14 protein-coding genes and 1 pseudogene are annotated in these 16,054 nt (G+C 56.1%); 9 read left to right on the top strand and 6 right to left on the bottom strand.

Going from position 1 to position 16,054, the window contains the following annotated elements; translation table 11 throughout:
• The first annotated feature begins 38 nt into the window (after positions 1-38).
• From PBDP_RS11210 to PBDP_RS11200, 3 genes are read left to right on the top strand one after another with little or no spacing between them, the layout of a single operon-like run.
• The gene (locus tag PBDP_RS11210) at positions 39-1,208 is read left to right on the top strand and encodes a thiolase family protein (protein ID WP_201005362.1); all 1,170 of its coding nucleotides are present in this window, start codon (positions 39-41) and stop codon (positions 1,206-1,208) included.
• Positions 1,209-1,212: 4 nt separating this feature from the next.
• Positions 1,213-1,626, top strand: coding sequence for a Zn-ribbon domain-containing OB-fold protein (locus PBDP_RS11205; RefSeq protein ID WP_201005365.1), 414 nt, complete (start codon positions 1,213-1,215; stop codon positions 1,624-1,626).
• Positions 1,627-2,799 (top strand): lactonase family protein, encoded by a 1,173-nt coding sequence (locus PBDP_RS11200; RefSeq protein WP_212796434.1) that lies wholly within the window; start codon positions 1,627-1,629, stop codon positions 2,797-2,799.
• A 52-nt stretch (positions 2,800-2,851) separates the two neighbouring features.
• Here the strand turns inward: PBDP_RS11200 and PBDP_RS11195 are convergent, their stop codons facing one another.
• Entirely contained in the window at positions 2,852-3,691 is an 840-nt protein-coding gene (locus tag PBDP_RS11195; protein ID WP_201005369.1) for an SDR family NAD(P)-dependent oxidoreductase, read from the bottom strand.
• A gap of 360 nt (positions 3,692-4,051) precedes the next feature.
• On the opposite strand from PBDP_RS11195, the gene PBDP_RS11190 reads away from it, so the two are divergent.
• The 6 genes and pseudogenes from PBDP_RS11190 (at position 4,052) to PBDP_RS30270 (ending at position 11,311) form a co-directional block, all read left to right on the top strand.
• Positions 4,052-5,167 (top strand): CapA family protein, encoded by a 1,116-nt coding sequence (locus tag PBDP_RS11190; protein WP_249411850.1) that lies wholly within the window; start codon positions 4,052-4,054, stop codon positions 5,165-5,167.
• Positions 5,168-5,170: 3 nt separating this feature from the next.
• Positions 5,171-5,947: an SDR family oxidoreductase gene (locus tag PBDP_RS11185; protein ID WP_212796435.1), complete on the top strand. Its 777-nt coding sequence runs from the start codon at positions 5,171-5,173 to the stop codon at positions 5,945-5,947.
• Between the two features lie 109 nt (positions 5,948-6,056).
• Positions 6,057-7,391 carry an NAD(P)-dependent oxidoreductase gene (locus PBDP_RS11180; protein WP_212802242.1) on the top strand — a complete coding sequence of 445 codons (1,335 nt, stop codon included), beginning with the start codon at positions 6,057-6,059 and terminating at the stop codon, positions 7,389-7,391.
• A gap of 423 nt (positions 7,392-7,814) precedes the next feature.
• Positions 7,815-9,185 carry an MFS transporter gene (locus PBDP_RS11175; protein WP_013692817.1) on the top strand — a complete coding sequence of 457 codons (1,371 nt, stop codon included), beginning with the start codon at positions 7,815-7,817 and terminating at the stop codon, positions 9,183-9,185.
• A gap of 161 nt (positions 9,186-9,346) precedes the next feature.
• A pseudogene (locus PBDP_RS30275) lies at positions 9,347-10,456 on the top strand (cache domain-containing sensor histidine kinase); the annotation flags it as partial.
• 87 nt (positions 10,457-10,543) lie between these two features.
• Complete coding sequence (locus PBDP_RS30270; RefSeq protein WP_374005037.1) at positions 10,544-11,311, top strand: methyl-accepting chemotaxis protein; 768 nt, start codon at positions 10,544-10,546, stop codon at positions 11,309-11,311.
• Positions 11,312-11,432: 121 nt separating this feature from the next.
• Here the strand turns inward: PBDP_RS30270 and PBDP_RS11165 are convergent, their stop codons facing one another.
• From PBDP_RS11165 to PBDP_RS11145, 5 genes are all read right to left on the bottom strand, one after another.
• Entirely contained in the window at positions 11,433-12,185 is a 753-nt protein-coding gene (locus PBDP_RS11165; protein WP_013692815.1) for an IclR family transcriptional regulator, read from the bottom strand.
• Positions 12,186-12,378: 193 nt separating this feature from the next.
• Positions 12,379-13,311 (bottom strand): LysR family transcriptional regulator, encoded by a 933-nt coding sequence (locus tag PBDP_RS11160; RefSeq protein ID WP_013692814.1) that lies wholly within the window; start codon positions 13,309-13,311, stop codon positions 12,379-12,381.
• 55 nt (positions 13,312-13,366) lie between these two features.
• On the bottom strand, positions 13,367-14,161 hold the full coding sequence (locus tag PBDP_RS11155) for an enoyl-CoA hydratase/isomerase family protein (protein ID WP_212796437.1): 795 nt from the start codon (positions 14,159-14,161) through the stop codon (positions 13,367-13,369).
• A gap of 63 nt (positions 14,162-14,224) precedes the next feature.
• Positions 14,225-14,962, bottom strand: coding sequence for an enoyl-CoA hydratase/isomerase family protein (locus PBDP_RS11150; protein ID WP_249411849.1), 738 nt, complete (start codon positions 14,960-14,962; stop codon positions 14,225-14,227).
• Positions 14,963-15,011: 49 nt separating this feature from the next.
• Entirely contained in the window at positions 15,012-16,052 is a 1,041-nt protein-coding gene (locus tag PBDP_RS11145) for a CDP-6-deoxy-delta-3,4-glucoseen reductase (protein WP_212802241.1), read from the bottom strand.
• Positions 16,053-16,054: the final 2 nt, after the last annotated feature.

Genomic DNA, 16,054 nt, shown 5'->3' with positions numbered 1-16,054 from the left:
TTCGAGCTTCATCTTCATGCACTGAGGAAACCCTAGAGATGACAATAAAAGGCAGGGCATACATCGTCGGAGCGTATGAGCACCCCCTACGCAAGGCCCCCCACCATTCGGTGGCACAGCTACATGCGGAGGCGGCGAAAGGGGCAATTGAGGACGCGGGATTAAGCAAAGATGACATCGACGGATATTTTTGCGCGGGCGATGCACCCGGCGGGAATGTATGGTCGATGGCCAACTACCTGAATCTGGACAAGCTGAGGCATGTCGATTCGACCGATATGGGAGGATGCTCTTATCTCGCCCATATCGCCCACGCTGCAGAATCAATAGCAGCGGGCAGATGCAACGTGGCGCTGATTACACTGGCCGGCCGCCCCAACTCTGAAGGTATCTCTGGGATACAGGCGCGCGTACGAGGCGTCAATCTACCGGACGCGCCATTCGAGATGCCCTATAACCCAGTCACGTTGAACCTCTATGCCATGTGTGCGATGCGCCACATGCATGAGTACGGCACAACCAGCGAGCAACTGGCGTGGGTCAAGGTCGCCGCCTCTCACCATGCGCAACACAACCCTCTGGCGATGTTGCGCAAAGTGGTCTCGGTCGAAGATGTATTGGCATCGCCGATGATTTCCGACCCCCTGCGGCGTCTCGATTCCTGCGTCGTGAGCGACGGCGGCGGCGCAGTTATCGTTGCCCGCCCGGAGATTGCGAAGGCCCTCAACAGACCACGGATACGGATACTTGGCTGTGGTGAATCCACAAAACACCAGATGGGTGGACACCTCGACTTGAGCTATACCGGAGCCGCGTGGACCGGCCCTCGAGCTTTCGAAGAGGCGGGTGTGACGCCGGCCGACATCCAGTACGCCTCCATCTATGACAGTTTCACCATCACCGTCATCCTGCAACTTGAAGACCTGGGATTCTGCAAAAAAGGCGAAGGCGGAAAATTCGTGTCGGACGGCAACCTTATTTCGGGCATCGGCAAGTTGCCGTTCAACACCGATGGCGGCGGCCTGTGCAATAACCATCCCGCCAATCGCGGTGGGATCACAAAAATAATCGAAGCCGTACGACAGCTTCGAGGCGAGGCTCATCCAAAGGTGCAAGTTCCCAACTGTTCGCTAGCCCTCGCCACCGGCATCGGCGGCGCGATAGGTCATCGGCACGGTGCAGCCACCGTCATCATGGAAAGGGAGTAAAAACATGTCGACCCCCTACACAGAACGCCCCATCAGCGACCCAATCCTGAACCCCGGTGATGAACCCTATTTCGACGCTGCGGCCGAGGGGCGCCTGCTCTTGAAGAACTGCAATACCTGCCATCAACCGCATCACTATCCTCGTGCGTTGTGCCCGTTTTGCTGGAGCATCGATGTCGAATGGATCACCGCAAGCGGGACCGGGACGATCTACACCTTCAGCATCACACGACGTGGCGCATCAGCACCGTACTGCATTGCCTATGTGCGCCTCGACGAGGGACTGATGATGCTTACGAACATTGTCGATGTTGATCTGGACAGTGTTCGCATCGGGCAGCGGGTCAGGGTCGCGTTTAAAGAATCAGAAAGCGGCATGTCCGTTCCCATGTTCACAATTGACCATTCGGAGGCTTGAATGAGCAGCCGCGCCGTACTCTACAGCGCCGTAGATGATGTCATCACGCGCTACATGATTGACGTAGACAGCGCAACGCTCCACAGGATGGAAAGCGTCACTGTGGCCTCAAAGGTGCAATACGCATGGCCTCATCCATCCGGCGGCTTCCTGTATGTCTCAACAAGCGACGGTGGCCCGAGGGTGGAGTCCCATCACAATCACGTCAGCGCTTACTCGTTGGGACCTGACGGGCAACTCAACACTCATGGCTTACCTGCGCGACTTCCCTACCGAGCGGTACATTTGTGTATCGACCCCCTGGGACGATTTATCGTCAATGCCCACAATTTCAAGCGCGGCTCATTGACTGTGCACCGCATCAACGCAGACTGCACAATTGGCAGCTGCCAGGCTCAGGATCCGAACACCGACTTTGGGGTCTATCCGCACCAGGTCATGTTTTATCCATCCGCCAAACAAGTCCTGGTAGTTGACCGCGGCAATAACGCAACGACAGACAAGCTGGAAGATCCCGGGGCACTCCGTTCTTTTCGGCTAACTGAAGAGCATCTCCAAATGAGCGATGTGGTTGCGCCGAATCATGGCCATGACTTCGGCCCGCGGCATGTCGACTTTCATCCGACGCATCCGTGGCTTTACGCAGCCGACGAGCGAACCAACCGTCTCTACATGTTCCGACATGACGGTGACCGGATCGAGGCCGAGCCAGCCTTCACGCGGGGAACGCTGCGAACCCCTGAGCACGTGCGCCCGCGACAACTCGCCGGTGCAATCCATGTTCATCCAAACGGGAAGTTTGTTTACCTAGTAAATCGCGCAGATGCGACGCACTCCCACCAGGGGCACCAAGTGTTCTCCGGAGGTGAAAACAACATAGCCGTCTACGCTATCAACCCTGAAACAGGCGAGCCCACACTCGTTCAGCATGTGGACACTCGTTCCTTTCACGTCCGAACATTTGCCTGTGATCCCAGTGGCCGCTTGCTCGTCACGGCGAGTATCAAGGCCTTGGCCGCATACGATGATGAAAAAGGGCTGACTGTAACGCCCGCGACACTGTCGATATTCCGGATAGGTGATGACGGGCATCTAAAGTACGCTCGAAGCGTTGATGTCGAGACGCCAGGAAATCAACTTCAGTACTGGATGGGTATTGTCGGGCTACGTTGATTGAGCGGTAATGCGCCGATGGTCCCCCACTGCCAGCAGTGGGGGACTACGATTAAATACGATTGAGCAGCCGGCCGCCGTCCACCGCCAATGAGATACCAGTGATGAAATTGGCTTCATCGGACGCAAGAAACAGGGCCGCATTCGCAACATCCCAAGCGGTTCCCTGGCGGCCGAGCGGCACCTTGGCGTTGCGCTCCGCGCTGACCTGCTCACGCGTCTGGTTCCACGCTTGAATACGCGCCTCAACCGCCATCGGCGTCGAGATCAAGCCTGGCAGGATGCAGTTTGCCCTGATCCCATAAGGAGCATTTTGAAGCGCCAATTGCTCGGTGAAAGCAATGACACCCGCTTTTGTAGCCTTGTAGGTAACGTAGGGATACTTACCCAATGCCGCCGCGGATGACACATTGACGATAACCCCGCCCCCTTGTTCGCGCATGAGTGCTACTGCGTGCTTACAGGCAAAGACGGTACCGCGAAGATTGATACGGCAAATGTTATCGAACTGATCTTCGGTGATGTCCATCAAGTCGGCGTCACCACCGGCGAGGCTGACCCCCACATTGTTGTGCAGGACATCCAGGGACCCCCAACGTTTTTTTGCCATTTGCATGGCAAGGGCCAACTCGTGCTCCCGGGTCACATCCGCAGAAAATGCTGCAGCGGAACCGCCCTCCTGAATGATCATCGCCGCAGTTTCCTCAGCGGACTCGATTTGCCGATCAACGGCCAGGACGTGCGCCCCTTCACGCGCAAATCGAATGGCCGCCGCTCGACCGTTACCCATGCCTTCGCCCGGGCTTTGTCCAGCACCAATAACAACAGCAACTTTCCCGGCAAGCCGCCCTGCCGGTGTGTGCCCCTGCGTTTGATCCAGTGAGCTTGCCATTTCCGCCCTCTCTTATTTTCATGTAAGCAATTGAATTAAATAATAATTTCAGATAGTAGACTGGCACCAACGTCGAATTTCTGAACAGGCGTCGACCCTCGTCCTGCCACAGAGACGCTCAGGTAGGTAACGCCCGCGCCCGGACGGATGTCGAAATCGATACTATCACATGTTCTTATTATCGATACCTGTTCCGACCAACAGAACCAAGAAAATCAAAACTGACTCTTTATCCAACGACATGATGCCTGTACAAATCGTGGTCATGCCGCTTACGCGGTGCTATTATCAGTTCTATCTAGCAGCATACGTTTCATTGATCGAAACCATAAATTTCCCACAAAAATAATAGGAGGGAAAATGACATCGAACGCCACCATACTGATCGGCGGGGACTGCGGTCCCACGCATGGACCGAAAGACGGCTTCCCGGTGGAGGGATACACAGAACTCGTCCTGCCGACTCTTGCCTCGGCCGACATGCGCTTCATCAACTGCATGCGCACCTACTCGGACCGCACCGTGCGCGCAGACCATGCCCCTCAAGTCGGTCAGCCCGTTGAAATGGCTGCTATTTTCACCAATGGCAGGTTCGACGCGGTGACCCTGGCAAACAATCACAGCTACGACAGCGGCCCGGACGCCCTCGTGGATACCCGGGACTTTTTCGTCTCGCGCGGCATCCAGGTGACAGGCGCAGGTCGGGATCTGGAAGAAGCACGGCGTCCAGCCATCATTGAACACGACGGTATCAAGGTCGGTTACTTGGGCTATACCTCGCTCGGTCCTGCCGGCAGCGAGGCAGGACTGCAAAAACCTGGCGTGACCAGTATCAAGATCGATACCTCCTATGAAACACGAGGCCCCCACCAGCCCGTTCGCATTCGCACGGAACCTGACTCCAGCGACCTGGCGAACCTGGTCGAGGACATCAAGAAGCTGAAAGGTGAGGTAGACGTCGTTATCCTGGCTTTTCATTCCGGCGTCATCCGGCTGCCGCGCGTGATCTCCGATTACCAGGTGACCGTAGCCCATGCTGCCATTGATGCAGGTGCAGATATGGTGGTGTGCCACGCACCGCATATTCCCAAAGCGATCGAGATGTATAAGGGCAAAGCCGTCTTCTACAGTCTCGGCGTGTTCGCAATGACCAAGTCGTTTCCCGCGCCTTCATGGAGCGAGCCCGCCTGGTCTCACGGTGCGGTTCGCAATCACGCGGACCTCGATCCCGAATATCCTTTCATGCCCTACGGCAAGGCCTGTACGTTGAGCTTGCTCGCCAAAGCAGTGGCGACCAAAAACGGTATACAAAAGGTTTCGTTCCTTCCGATGGTCATGGACGCACAGTATCGGCCCGAAGTGCTGAATCACGACGATCCTCGATTCCATAAAGTGCTTTCATACCTGGAATGGGCCTCCGAAGACATGCCCCATCGATTTAGCGTCGAAGGCAATGAAATCATCGTGTCGGAGTAAATCATGGACCTGAAGATCAACGGAAAAGTGGCAGTCATCACCGCCGCCAGCGCAGGTTTAGGCAAGAATATTGCCCACGCACTGGCAGCCGAGGGCGTTCATGTGGTGCTGTTTGCACGTTCAGCAGACAAACTGGCCGCCCTCGCCCAGGAAATAACGGCAAAGCATGGCGTGCGTGCACTCGCCATTGCCGGCGACATGCGCGTCGCCGCTGATGTAAAGCGCCTCGCCGACACGGTGAACGCTACATTCAACGGCACCGACATCCTCGTCCTGAACACGGGGCGAGCCCCCAATCCGCTGCGGGCGACGCTCGACGAAACTGAAGAGGAACGGTGGCAAGAGGCCTATCAAAATCAACTCTGGGGGACCATCCAGGTCGCCAAGGAAATGGTTCCTCAGATGCTCAAGAAGCAATGGGGTCGCGTTATCGCCATTACCTCGGCATCGGTGAAGCAACCCATGCCGCACCATAGCCTTTCAACCGTTTTTCGCGCCGGCGTCACCGCGTACATGAAACATCTCGCGAACGAGGTGGGCTCTTGCGGCATCACTGTCAATTGTGTAGCGCCGGCATTGATCGACACATCGCACCGCACCGGCACCGCCGCGTACACCCCGGAGCAGGCAGAGGCACGCCGCAAACTCACACCGCTCGGCCGCATGGGGGAGCAAGACGAGGTTTGTGGCGTGGTCGCGTTTCTCGCATCCACACAGGCGGGTTTCATCACTGGATCGAGCATCAGCGTTGATGGCGGCATGATCGGTTCATTGCTTTAGCGTTCAGGCAATACGCTTTCATCGCACCCCAGGACAATAAAAGTATCTGCACCATTCCCCCGATACGCCGCATGCGTCGGTTGAATGGTCACAAGAGAGGCGACAGGCAATGAAAATCGGATACATCGGGCTCGGTGCCCTCGGCAGTCAACTCGCTCGTCGATTCCTGTCTCACTCGTTATGCGTGTGGGATATCAACACGGCCGCCGTCGACACGTTCAAGAAACTGGGCGCCGACGTCGCGCCCACGGCGGCCGACCTGGCTCGCCGGTGTGACGTCATCTTCCTGTGCCTGCCACGCAGCTCGGACGTCAGGTCTGCACTGTTCGGTCCAAACGGCCTCGCGGCTGGATTGGTACCAGGGACGCTGATCATTGATCAAACAAGTGGCATCCCGGGTGAGACCAGACGCATGGCCGAAGAACTGGCCGAACGCGGTATCGACATGATGGATGCTGCGGTGTCTGCAAGTCCCCAGGTCGTTGCCGAAGGCAAAGCCACGCTGATGGTTGCAGGCTCGGATACGGTTTACGAGCGCGCCCTCCCCGTTTTACAAGTTATTACCCAAACGATTTATCGTTGTGGCGACAGGGTCGGCGACGGCCAAGCCATGAAAATGGTCAACAACGCCATGAATGCCGGTTGCCGACTAGGGACCCTTGAGGTCGTGGCCATGGGCAAAAAAGCCGGCCTGTCACTGCCCCTGATGGCGGACGTGTTGAACCGCAGCAAAGCGCGAAATCAAACCACAGACAGAATGCTACCCGCGCTTGCCCAGGGAAAACCCTCTACCAATTTCGCTCTGGCATTGATGCTCAAAGACGTCGATCAAGCCGTCGCGCTGGGAATGTCCAGGGATGTCCCGATGCCGCTAACCGCTCTGGTCAGGGCATTGTTGCAAATCGGAACCAACACCCTGGGGCCAACTGCGCAGCTCGAAGACATGGTCGGGCTCATCGAAAGCATGGCGGCAACAAAACTGTACGACGGCGACGCCGTGAAGCTGACCACGGATGGCGCCCCTCAAGCGTGCCCTGAAGGTGACGCCATCGAGTTGGTCACAGGTGCGATCGCATCGCTATGCAGCGCGATTACTTATGAATGCACGGCGGCAGGCCTGCGATATGGGCTGGCATTGGAAGACATGGCACAGGTCCTGGAAAAGACATCGGGATGGAGTGAATCCTCTCGCTCTATTTATACCCAATTGTTATCCAGTCACCCCCTGGACAACACGACACTCACGAGCGAAAAAAACATCCTCAAAGCGGCCTGTTTGCGCGGCAATGATCTTGGAGCTCCCATGTTGATCGCCAATGCTGCACGAAGCCTCTTCGAGCAAGCGGATCATCAGATCAGCGATCCAGTCCCGATAAAAGACTTGAGCACGTTCTACAGCTCTATTTCCGCGGTTCAGTTCAAGCCCTCCTCCAACTGCAATTGATTGGCGGCTCACGAATAGTGAGCGTGGAATCGATCGAGGTCTATATGAAAACCAAAATCTGTCCCGATGCGGCGGTAAGCCAGCGGCACCTTCTGCAGGAAACAAGCCTACGCTCGGCTACCTGCCTGGTCCGGCAAACCTCGCCAACCTATTAACAAATAGTGAACGCGTATTGCTTTTAAACCCCAGCAACACGCGTCTTTCTAACATAACCTTCGTTAGCGGATTGCGTCATCGCAGAAACGCTTTTCACAAACATTACACTCGCTGATCACCAAGATTCATTTGGCGAAAATGCAACATTGATCCACGCCTCGAACATCTCTAAGGCCTGATGGCGAAGCAACACTGTTTCATCCTGCAGTCTTGATGCATCAGCTTTGCATCAACTAATAAAAACCATCCTGTCACAGGAGAAGACGCATGACGAAGACGAAAACGACCAGCTCTCGGCGATCGCTAGCCGCTGGCGCTATCGGGAACTTCGGTGAGATCTACGATTTCGCTGTATTCGGGTTCTCAATACCCATTTTATCCGTTCATTTTTTTCCCGGCTCAGATCGAACTGCCGCGCTTCTGAGCACGTTCGCAGTCTATGCAGTGGCCTTCGTAGCCCGCCCCCTGGGTGGCTTGATGTTTGGCTATCTGGCGGACCGCCTTGGCCGTATCAGGGTCATGGCGATGACCGTTTGGCTCATGGCACTAGGCACCGCGATCATCGGGCTGCTTCCGACCTATGCAACCATCGGGATCGCCGCACCGTTACTGCTGTTGCTCTGTCGAATCGCACAAGGCTTGGCACTGGGTGGCGAAACGACCGGCTCGACCAGCTACATCGTCGAGTCAGCACCGGAGAACCGCAGAGGATACTGGCTTGGCTTCACGCTGATTTTCTCTCACCTGCCCAACGCCGTCGTGGCCGGTTTGGTCGTCGCACTCCAGCTTGGAGCAGGGGATCAAGCGTATTCAGACTGGGCGTGGCGCATCCCTTTCCTTCTTGGAGGCATTATCGGAGTTGTCGGGTTCTGGCTGCGCCGCAACATCGATGAGCCTGAAGAGTACAAGCAAGCCCGCCAGGCCAGTAAAGCCAGCAAAATCAAGAAAAATCCGCTGATAGCGGCCATTCGCTGCGGTGGATTGAGGGGTATGTTGCACGTGTTCATGGTCCAACCGGTTTTTTCGGTAGGGGCTTACCTATTGCTCGGCTTTATGTACACCTTTCTAATTGAGGTCGGGAAGCTGGATTCCACCTCGGCTTTGATCTCAAACGCCATCGCCGTCATCGTACTTTCAGCCCTACTTCCGTTAGGAGGTTTATTGAGCGATCGGTTTGGCCGCAAGCGAGTACTGACATTTGGTGCGGCATGGATAGCACTCTCGGCATATCCGGCCATGTACTTGGCTGCCTCGGGTTCCTTCGCTAGCGCTGTGGCCGGGCAAACACTCCTCGCTGCCGGATTGGGGATTTATGGGGCTGCCAGCTTTGTGGCCGCAGCGGAATTTTTCCCGACATCGTTCCGTGCAACCGGACACGCCATTTCCTATCAGACAAGTGTCGCGATGTTCGGCGGAACGTGCCCATTGATCGCTGCGTACCTGTCCCAGGCGTTTGGCTCCCCGCTGGCGCCGGCCTTTTACGTCACGTTGATTGCCGTGCTCTGTCTGATCACAACTCAGTTTGTTCCTGAGACTCGTGGAATAAACCTGCGCACCTCGGTGGGCAACAAGACAAGCAACAAGGCGAGTGAATTGCCACAGCCACAGAAAGCAATGCGGCAAGAGCTTTCTACATAACCCTTTTTTGCAGTCAACTGATCGCTGAGCGGCTCAAGATGTGCGCGGACTGAAAACAGTCCGCCTCATCGGCTGAGCCGCCGAACATACCGCACCCGAACAGGATCGGGTGTAAAGGCGACTACCACTCCAAATTGGCCGTTTGCCCGTCCTCCCTGTTTATGGGCTTAGCAATGAAAATAAAAAACAAGCTTGTGCTGACGTTCGTATTGGTCGCGTTTATACCCGTGAGCTTGGTCGCAGTGATTTCGGTGACTAACACACGAACGCTGGCAGTTGATCAGTTTATGGATGGCAGTACGCGGGAAATACGCCAGATCGACGGCAACATTCGCCAGTTTTTCGACGCCAGCCAGCAAAATGTCGATCAAATGGCAACCGATCCAGTTTATGTATCGGTTGGCGCGCTGAAGAACTACCAGAGCGGCGATGCCGCCAGCCGGCCATTACCTCCTGCGGCCCAGCAACTGATCGAAAGGTTTGCGCATTACGGTGCGGCCCACCCGTCAGCGGCGATTCTCTCCATCGGCCTGGAGGACGGCTCCTACGCCAAATGGCCAGATGATCCTCAACTGGCCAACTACGATCCACGTTCACGCCCCTGGTATAAAGCGGCGATGGCGAGCCCTGGCAAAACCGTAAGAACACCCGCTTTTTACCCAGCCTATGATTACGGTAAGGAAGATGCTGCACTGGTGGGAACAGCCAGGGCAATGATCACGAGCGATGGTATCGTCAAAGGTGTATTAGCCGTGAACGTGTCTTTGAAGAACCTCACCGAGTTGGTCAAAAGCATCAGGCTTGGCGAAAGCGGCTACGTGATGTTGATCGAGGACGGAATCGTACTGGTAGACCCCCGCGACACGACGCATAGCTTCAAGCCGCTCAAGGACCTGGGCGAGGCCTATGCAAAGTTGGCCGCCATCCCGCAGGGATCAACCGAGGTTGAACTCAATGGGATCCCTTACATGGCCAACGTCTGGACGTCGCCTGATCTTGGCTGGCGCTATATCGGCTTGATCGAGCGCAGTGAAGTCATGAGCGCGGCCACTCGCATGACCTATCTCACTACCCTCATCGTGGGCGGGTTGACAGTCATTTTTGCCCTGGTCGCCGTGGCATTTTCCCAGTCCATCGTCAAACCCATCAGCCAGGTCAGCACCGGACTGCAATCGATCGCACAGGGCGAGGGAGATCTGCGTCGCGAACTAGAGTTTCAGGGTAACGACGAAACCGCTGAACTGGCAGGCTGGTTCAATAAGTTTCTCAGCGCCATACGTCAGTTGATCCAACACATCGGCGCCGCATCGAGCAATCTGCAAAATGCCTCGAGGGTTAACAGCGAGGTTGCCAACAACATGAACGAGGCCGCCGGAAGACAGCGCGAAGCGGTGGAATTGGTATCGACCGCGTTCAACGAGATGGTCGCAACCGCCAATGAGGTGGCCCGCTCATGCAGCGGCGCAGCAGAGTCCGCCGAGAACGGACATCGCCGTGTGGCGGAGGGCAAGCAGCAGATCGAGATCACCACGGACAACGTGAATCGCCTGGGACGCCGTCTGACCGAGTCGTCGCAGTCCATGACAGAGCTCGAAGCCGGCAGCCGCAGCATCAACCAGATCCTTGGCACCATTCGCGCCATTGCCGAGCAAACCAATCTGCTGGCCCTGAACGCAGCCATTGAAGCCGCCAGGGCGGGCGATCAAGGCCGAGGATTTGCAGTGGTGGCAGATGAAGTCAGAGCACTGGCCAAGCGCACATCCGATTCGACCGGCGAAATCGAGCAACTGCTCGGCGCACTAGGCAGCAAGACCCAGGAGGTCATGGGCAAAATGGGTAGTTGCCTGGAGCTCTCGCACGCCAGCGTATCGTCCATCGAGAGCACTCGGGACAGCTTTGAAGGCATCCAATTATCGGTCAATGAAATAAGGGATCAAAACCTGCAGATATCCGCCGCTGCTGAAGAGCAGCATAGCGTGGCCGAAGAGATCAATCGGCATATCCAGCAGATTTATGACGAGGCTCGGCTGGTGGAGAGCTTGGCCAACTCTGCACAGGATGACTCCGGCAAGTTGTCGAGTCTGTCAGATGAACTGAACGGTCTGGTGGGGCGCTTCAAATCGTGAACCGTCGTCGTTCGCCTGGAAGTCCCAACTGGTCCATTCGCATGGAAGTGACCAGCGGAGCGTTTCGTTCTCGCGATGAGCCGCTGTCAGGACGTCCAGGTTTGAGGCCAGGCGCACATCATCAGTCGGATGTAGGGGCGGGCAAGGCCACCTCTCCACCGAATTGTCGCGATATGACTTCGGCACCTTTGACTGCCAACTCGATAAACTCCTTTTCATTCATGTTCATTCGGACAGTCGGTGCCCCCACCGACAAGCAATAGTGCACTTCTTGATTGACGTCCTTGATGGGTACCGAGATCGCCGAGATGCCTAACAGCCGTTCGCCATGGGAAACGGCATAACCCTGCTCCCGGATCATGGCGAACTCTTCAAGCACCGCGCCATTGGTGCGCTTCGTCGCTTTGGCAACATTTTTGACTAACGGGGTGAGCTGGGCTTTGGGCATATAGGCCATCAAGACCTTTGAAGCAGACCCTACCAATAAGGGAATCTGTTCACCCGCCTGGACCACCGCGCGCAAGGGTGCCGAGCTGGTAGTGACCGAGTCGAGACAGACTCGATTGCGATCACTCACCGCATGGATGGAGACTGTTTCTTCAGTCTGCTCAGCGAGTTCTTGCAATACGGGTCGAGCGATCTCACGAATACCCAGGGTACTTTTTACCAGGCCAGCCAAGCGCGTGAACCGGAAGGACAAGCAATATTGCTGCTCGAGACGTACCAGGTAGCCAGCCTTTTCAAGACTCTGGACAATACGAAACGTCGTCGACTTCGGTAGCTCGATACGGTCTGCAATGTCTTGAAGCGTAAGGCTGCTGCGGTCTGAACTAAAGCTTTCGAAAACTGCCAAGATACGTTGCACAGAGCGCATCATTCTTGAAAAACCCCATCAAAATCGTTGATCGTAACGATCCTCCTCGACACGAAATGCTTCATTCGCCAACAAACGAGAATCAGTCTCAAAATAACATACTAGCATGACGCTATTTCACTCGCCAACTTCAGTTCCACCCACCGAACTCGAGAACGGAGGCACATCGAGACGGCTGGCGACCACGCCTTGTTCAGTCGGGCACAGTTACCAGTTGCGTGCCCAGCCAACGTTTATCCGAAACCAACGTGCGAACGACGTCAGCCAAAACAACACGTGCTGCCAAACCCGCCGGCGATAACTCATCGTCCGACAAACTGGCGACTTGATTCAAGCGGGTAAAATTGAACTCGGAAATGGGTACCGTATCGAAACGGTCTTTATCATGCCTTGCAAGCGCCGCGCTAGGTTGCACCGTCATCCCCAAGCCCGCCCCCACCGCGTCCATGAGTATCGCAAGCCCGTCGATTTCCGCGATGACGTTCATCGTGCAGCCTTCTCTTTCAAAAGCATTGTTTATCAGCGCCCTGAGGCCGTGCGTACTGCCGGGCAATATAAGGGGAACGTTGGAAAGCTCACTGATTGACAGCGATTCACTCTTGCGGACCAGGGAAAAGTCAGCTGCGGAAATAGCGAAAAGACGTTCATTTACCAGCGGTTGAGTGCTGAATCTGCGCCCATGATCAGCGCCAAACAATATCGCAAGATCGATCTGTCTAGCACTCAGCATCCGCTCCAGGTTGCCCGATAACGCCTCGACAATACGAAGGGAAATATCCGGGTATCGCTCTCGCATCGCCTCCATGAACGGCAGTGCAACGACGCCTGAGGTGGATGGAGCCAATCCCACCGTGACATGCCCGGCGAACCGTCCAGTCCTGGCCGCGTGGGCCGCATCCTCTGCGTTGCGCAACACCAATTGTGCTCGATGCCAGAATGCCAATCCGGCGCTGGTGGGCTGCACGCCGCTCTTCTTTCTTAGCAGCAACCGAACGGACAGTTCATTCTCCAGTCGACTGATTTGTTGACTGAGGGCCGAGGTGACAACATCGAGTTCAAGCGCTGCTCGCCCCATGCTTCCACACTCAACTACCCGGACAAAGTAGCGCAGTTGACGCAGTTCCATCGGACACCTCCACTATCACAACGATGCCTGGACCGGTCGGTCCAGGCACGACACGCTATTTGCCGATAAAACGCGGTTTCCTTTTTTCCTTGTAAGCTTTGATGGCCTCCTTGTAATCATCCGTGGATTGCACCACGGCCATCTGCGCAGCCACCGACTCCAAGCTCGTCCGTAAATCAGTCCGCAGCGATTGGTATAGCAGCTTCTTTATGCTGCGTTGCTGGATGGGAGGGCCATCCGCCAGGCGTGTAGCAAAATCCAGCGTTTGCTGCATGAGCTCGTCATCACTGAATACTCGGTTGACGATGCCCAATGCCAACGCCTCCTCAGCACTGACGAAATCACCCGTCCATAATAATTCCAGGGCTTTCGCGGTACCGACTATGCGCGGCAGCAAATAGCAACCGCCATTTCCAGGGATCAGTCCAACACGAATATAAGCCTCAGCAAATCGAGCCGACTCTGATGCGAAACGCATATCGCACTGCAACGAAAGATCCATGCCCGCCCCCACCGCCGCACCGTTTACCGCCGCGATGAGTGGCTTTTCGAAGTTCTCGATCGCCAATGCCACCTGGTGGGTGACTTTTTGCAATCTGATTTTACGCTCGAGCGGCGTTGGATCCCCCTCTGCGCTTTCGGCGGCCCGACGGCCCAGGTCGCCTCCGGAGCAGAATGCATCACCGGCACCGGTGATGACGAAACAACCGATGTCATCATTTTCATCGGCAGCCATCAATGCAGTGCGAAGTGAATCCAGCATGCTCTCGCTCAAGGCGTTCTTTTTTTCGGGCCGGTTTAGCTTGGCTACCATGACCCGGCCAACGGTACTGACTTCTAGATCAGACATCATATTCCCTCAGTTCGATATGGACACGCCGCCCGTGCAAAACCACACTCGTTGCCCGCGGCGCTATTGCTCGGCCTGAGCCAGTGCACGGTGTCGTGCATGCTCGTCCCGAGCCTGCAACAATGCAGCTCTCAGCGAACGATTGAGCCACCGCTTGTTTTCAGCAAACGTGCGCGGGTTCTTTGCCCCCAACGCCTGCCCCAGCGACGAAGCTTTCAAATGGAGTTCGTCTCGCAGGGCTACCTCGCGGACCAGCCCTCTCGCCAATGCTTCGGTAGCCTTCATCGCCCTGCCGCTCTGAATCAGATCAAGCGCCAAAGCGCGTCCGCCGATGACCTCTAAAATGTTCGCACCCGAGAAGGTGGCGATACCCAAATCAATTTCGGGCAGCGACAGTTTCGCGGTATCGACGGCGACACAGGCATCCGCCAAGAGCGCAAGCATCGCGCCACCTCCCGTCGCGGTACCATTGAGCACTGTGACAACTGGCTTGGGGCAGTCCATCACGGCGTCCTGCAGCGCCGCCAACGCCAACGACCTTCGTTCACGCTGGCGTGCCGTATCACCGTCCGCCGGTTGTTCACGAATATCGACCCCTGCGCAGAACACGCGCTCACCCGACCCGGTCAACATCACCGCGTTTATCTGCGGGTCATCAGTGGCCGCCTGCAGTGCAGCCGTCACACGCTCCATCATATCCACCGTCATCGCATTCGCCTTGGCGACACGATTAAGAGTGATCCACAGGAGCGACTCATGTCGCTCAACCGTCAACTCGCTGGCTAGTTCATCCACGGACATCTTCCTCTACGTGCTTGTTTTTATTTCATCGAGACACACGACACGAGTTCTACTGGGGAGTCTTTTGTCCCGACACAAACATGTCCGCGAAAAACTCTTCCTCGGGGAGGTTGCGTAATGCCACAAAATCCTGCCTTGCCGATTGCACGACGACGGGCGCTCCACAGGCATAGACCTGATGTTGGGAAAGATCCTCGTAATCTTCCATGACTGCACGGTGAACAAAGCCGACCCGACCTTCCCATAGGTCGTCGGGGTGCGCTTCTGACAGGACAGGTATGAACGTGACGTTGTGACTTTTCGTCCAAGCCTCGGCAACGGAACTCAAATACAGATCCGAAGCCCTTCGCCCGCCCCAATAGAGCGTTATTTCACGACTCGATGCTTTTTCAAGTTCGCGCTCAATCATGGCTTTGATCGGTGCGAACCCTGTGCCGCTGGCAACGAAGACCATTGGTTTGCTACTGTCTTCACGCACAAAAAAAGTACCTAGTGGGCCTTCAAGGCGCACCAGGTCGTTTTCTTTCATGACATTGAAAACGTGTTGGCTAAACGGGCCACCGTAATTCCTGAGATGCAACTCCAACACGTTGTCGTCGGGCACATTTGCCAGCGACAAACTGCGACGAATACCGCCTGGCATCACGACGTTGATATATTGCCCAGGCAAAAACCTGAAAGACTCCTTGGCAGGGAGGCGCAGGCGAATTCTCATCACATCCTCGGCCAGGCGCTCGAGACGATCGACACGGGAAACAAGCCGTCGAATAGGGATGTCTTGTGTTGCTTCCACCACCTCGCAGGCGATCGTCAATGCTGTTAAAGCCTTTGCCTGGCACAGGAGCGCGTATCCCTGCTGCCGGTCCTCGTTGGAAAGTATCGCCATGCTGGACTCCGCATGATCGACCACCCCGTCGAGTACGACGGCCCGACAGGTTCCGCAGATGCCATTTTGACAACTGTAGGGCAGTTGACACCCGCTTTTGAGGGCGGCAGCAAGTATCGTATCGTCTTGCTGTACCTCGAACGTGCGGTCGATAGGCTTCACATTGACCCGATGCGTCAATGTGGCGGACAGGCTGTCATTCATAG

The sequence above is a fragment of the Pseudomonas sp. St290 genome (assembly GCF_018325805.1).
GTDB classification, from domain to species: Bacteria; Pseudomonadota; Gammaproteobacteria; order Pseudomonadales; family Pseudomonadaceae; genus Aquipseudomonas; species Aquipseudomonas bijieensis.
Note: the sequence above shows the minus strand (reverse complement) of the source record. Positions and strands in the feature narration are given on the sequence as shown.

Excerpts from the sequence above, each read along its gene's own strand:
- PBDP_RS11210 (WP_201005362.1), top strand. The coding sequence starts at position 39 with ATGACAATAAAAGGCAGGGCATACATCGTCGGAGCGTATGAGCACCCC.
- PBDP_RS11205 (WP_201005365.1), top strand. The coding sequence starts at position 1,213 with ATGTCGACCCCCTACACAGAACGCCCCATCAGCGACCCAATCCTGAAC.
- PBDP_RS11200 (WP_212796434.1), top strand. The coding sequence starts at position 1,627 with ATGAGCAGCCGCGCCGTACTCTACAGCGCCGTAGATGATGTCATCACG.
- PBDP_RS11195 (WP_201005369.1), bottom strand. The coding sequence starts at position 3,691 with ATGGCAAGCTCACTGGATCAAACGCAGGGGCACACACCGGCAGGGCGG.
- PBDP_RS11190 (WP_249411850.1), top strand. The coding sequence starts at position 4,052 with ATGACATCGAACGCCACCATACTGATCGGCGGGGACTGCGGTCCCACG.
- PBDP_RS11185 (WP_212796435.1), top strand. The coding sequence starts at position 5,171 with ATGGACCTGAAGATCAACGGAAAAGTGGCAGTCATCACCGCCGCCAGC.
- PBDP_RS11180 (WP_212802242.1), top strand. The coding sequence starts at position 6,057 with ATGAAAATCGGATACATCGGGCTCGGTGCCCTCGGCAGTCAACTCGCT.
- PBDP_RS11175 (WP_013692817.1), top strand. The coding sequence starts at position 7,815 with ATGACGAAGACGAAAACGACCAGCTCTCGGCGATCGCTAGCCGCTGGC.
- PBDP_RS30270 (WP_374005037.1), top strand. The coding sequence starts at position 10,544 with ATGAACGAGGCCGCCGGAAGACAGCGCGAAGCGGTGGAATTGGTATCG.
- PBDP_RS11165 (WP_013692815.1), bottom strand. The coding sequence starts at position 12,185 with ATGCGCTCTGTGCAACGTATCTTGGCAGTTTTCGAAAGCTTTAGTTCA.
- PBDP_RS11160 (WP_013692814.1), bottom strand. The coding sequence starts at position 13,311 with ATGGAACTGCGTCAACTGCGCTACTTTGTCCGGGTAGTTGAGTGTGGA.
- PBDP_RS11155 (WP_212796437.1), bottom strand. The coding sequence starts at position 14,161 with ATGTCTGATCTAGAAGTCAGTACCGTTGGCCGGGTCATGGTAGCCAAG.
- PBDP_RS11150 (WP_249411849.1), bottom strand. The coding sequence starts at position 14,962 with ATGTCCGTGGATGAACTAGCCAGCGAGTTGACGGTTGAGCGACATGAG.
- PBDP_RS11145 (WP_212802241.1), bottom strand. The coding sequence starts at position 16,052 with ATGAATGACAGCCTGTCCGCCACATTGACGCATCGGGTCAATGTGAAG.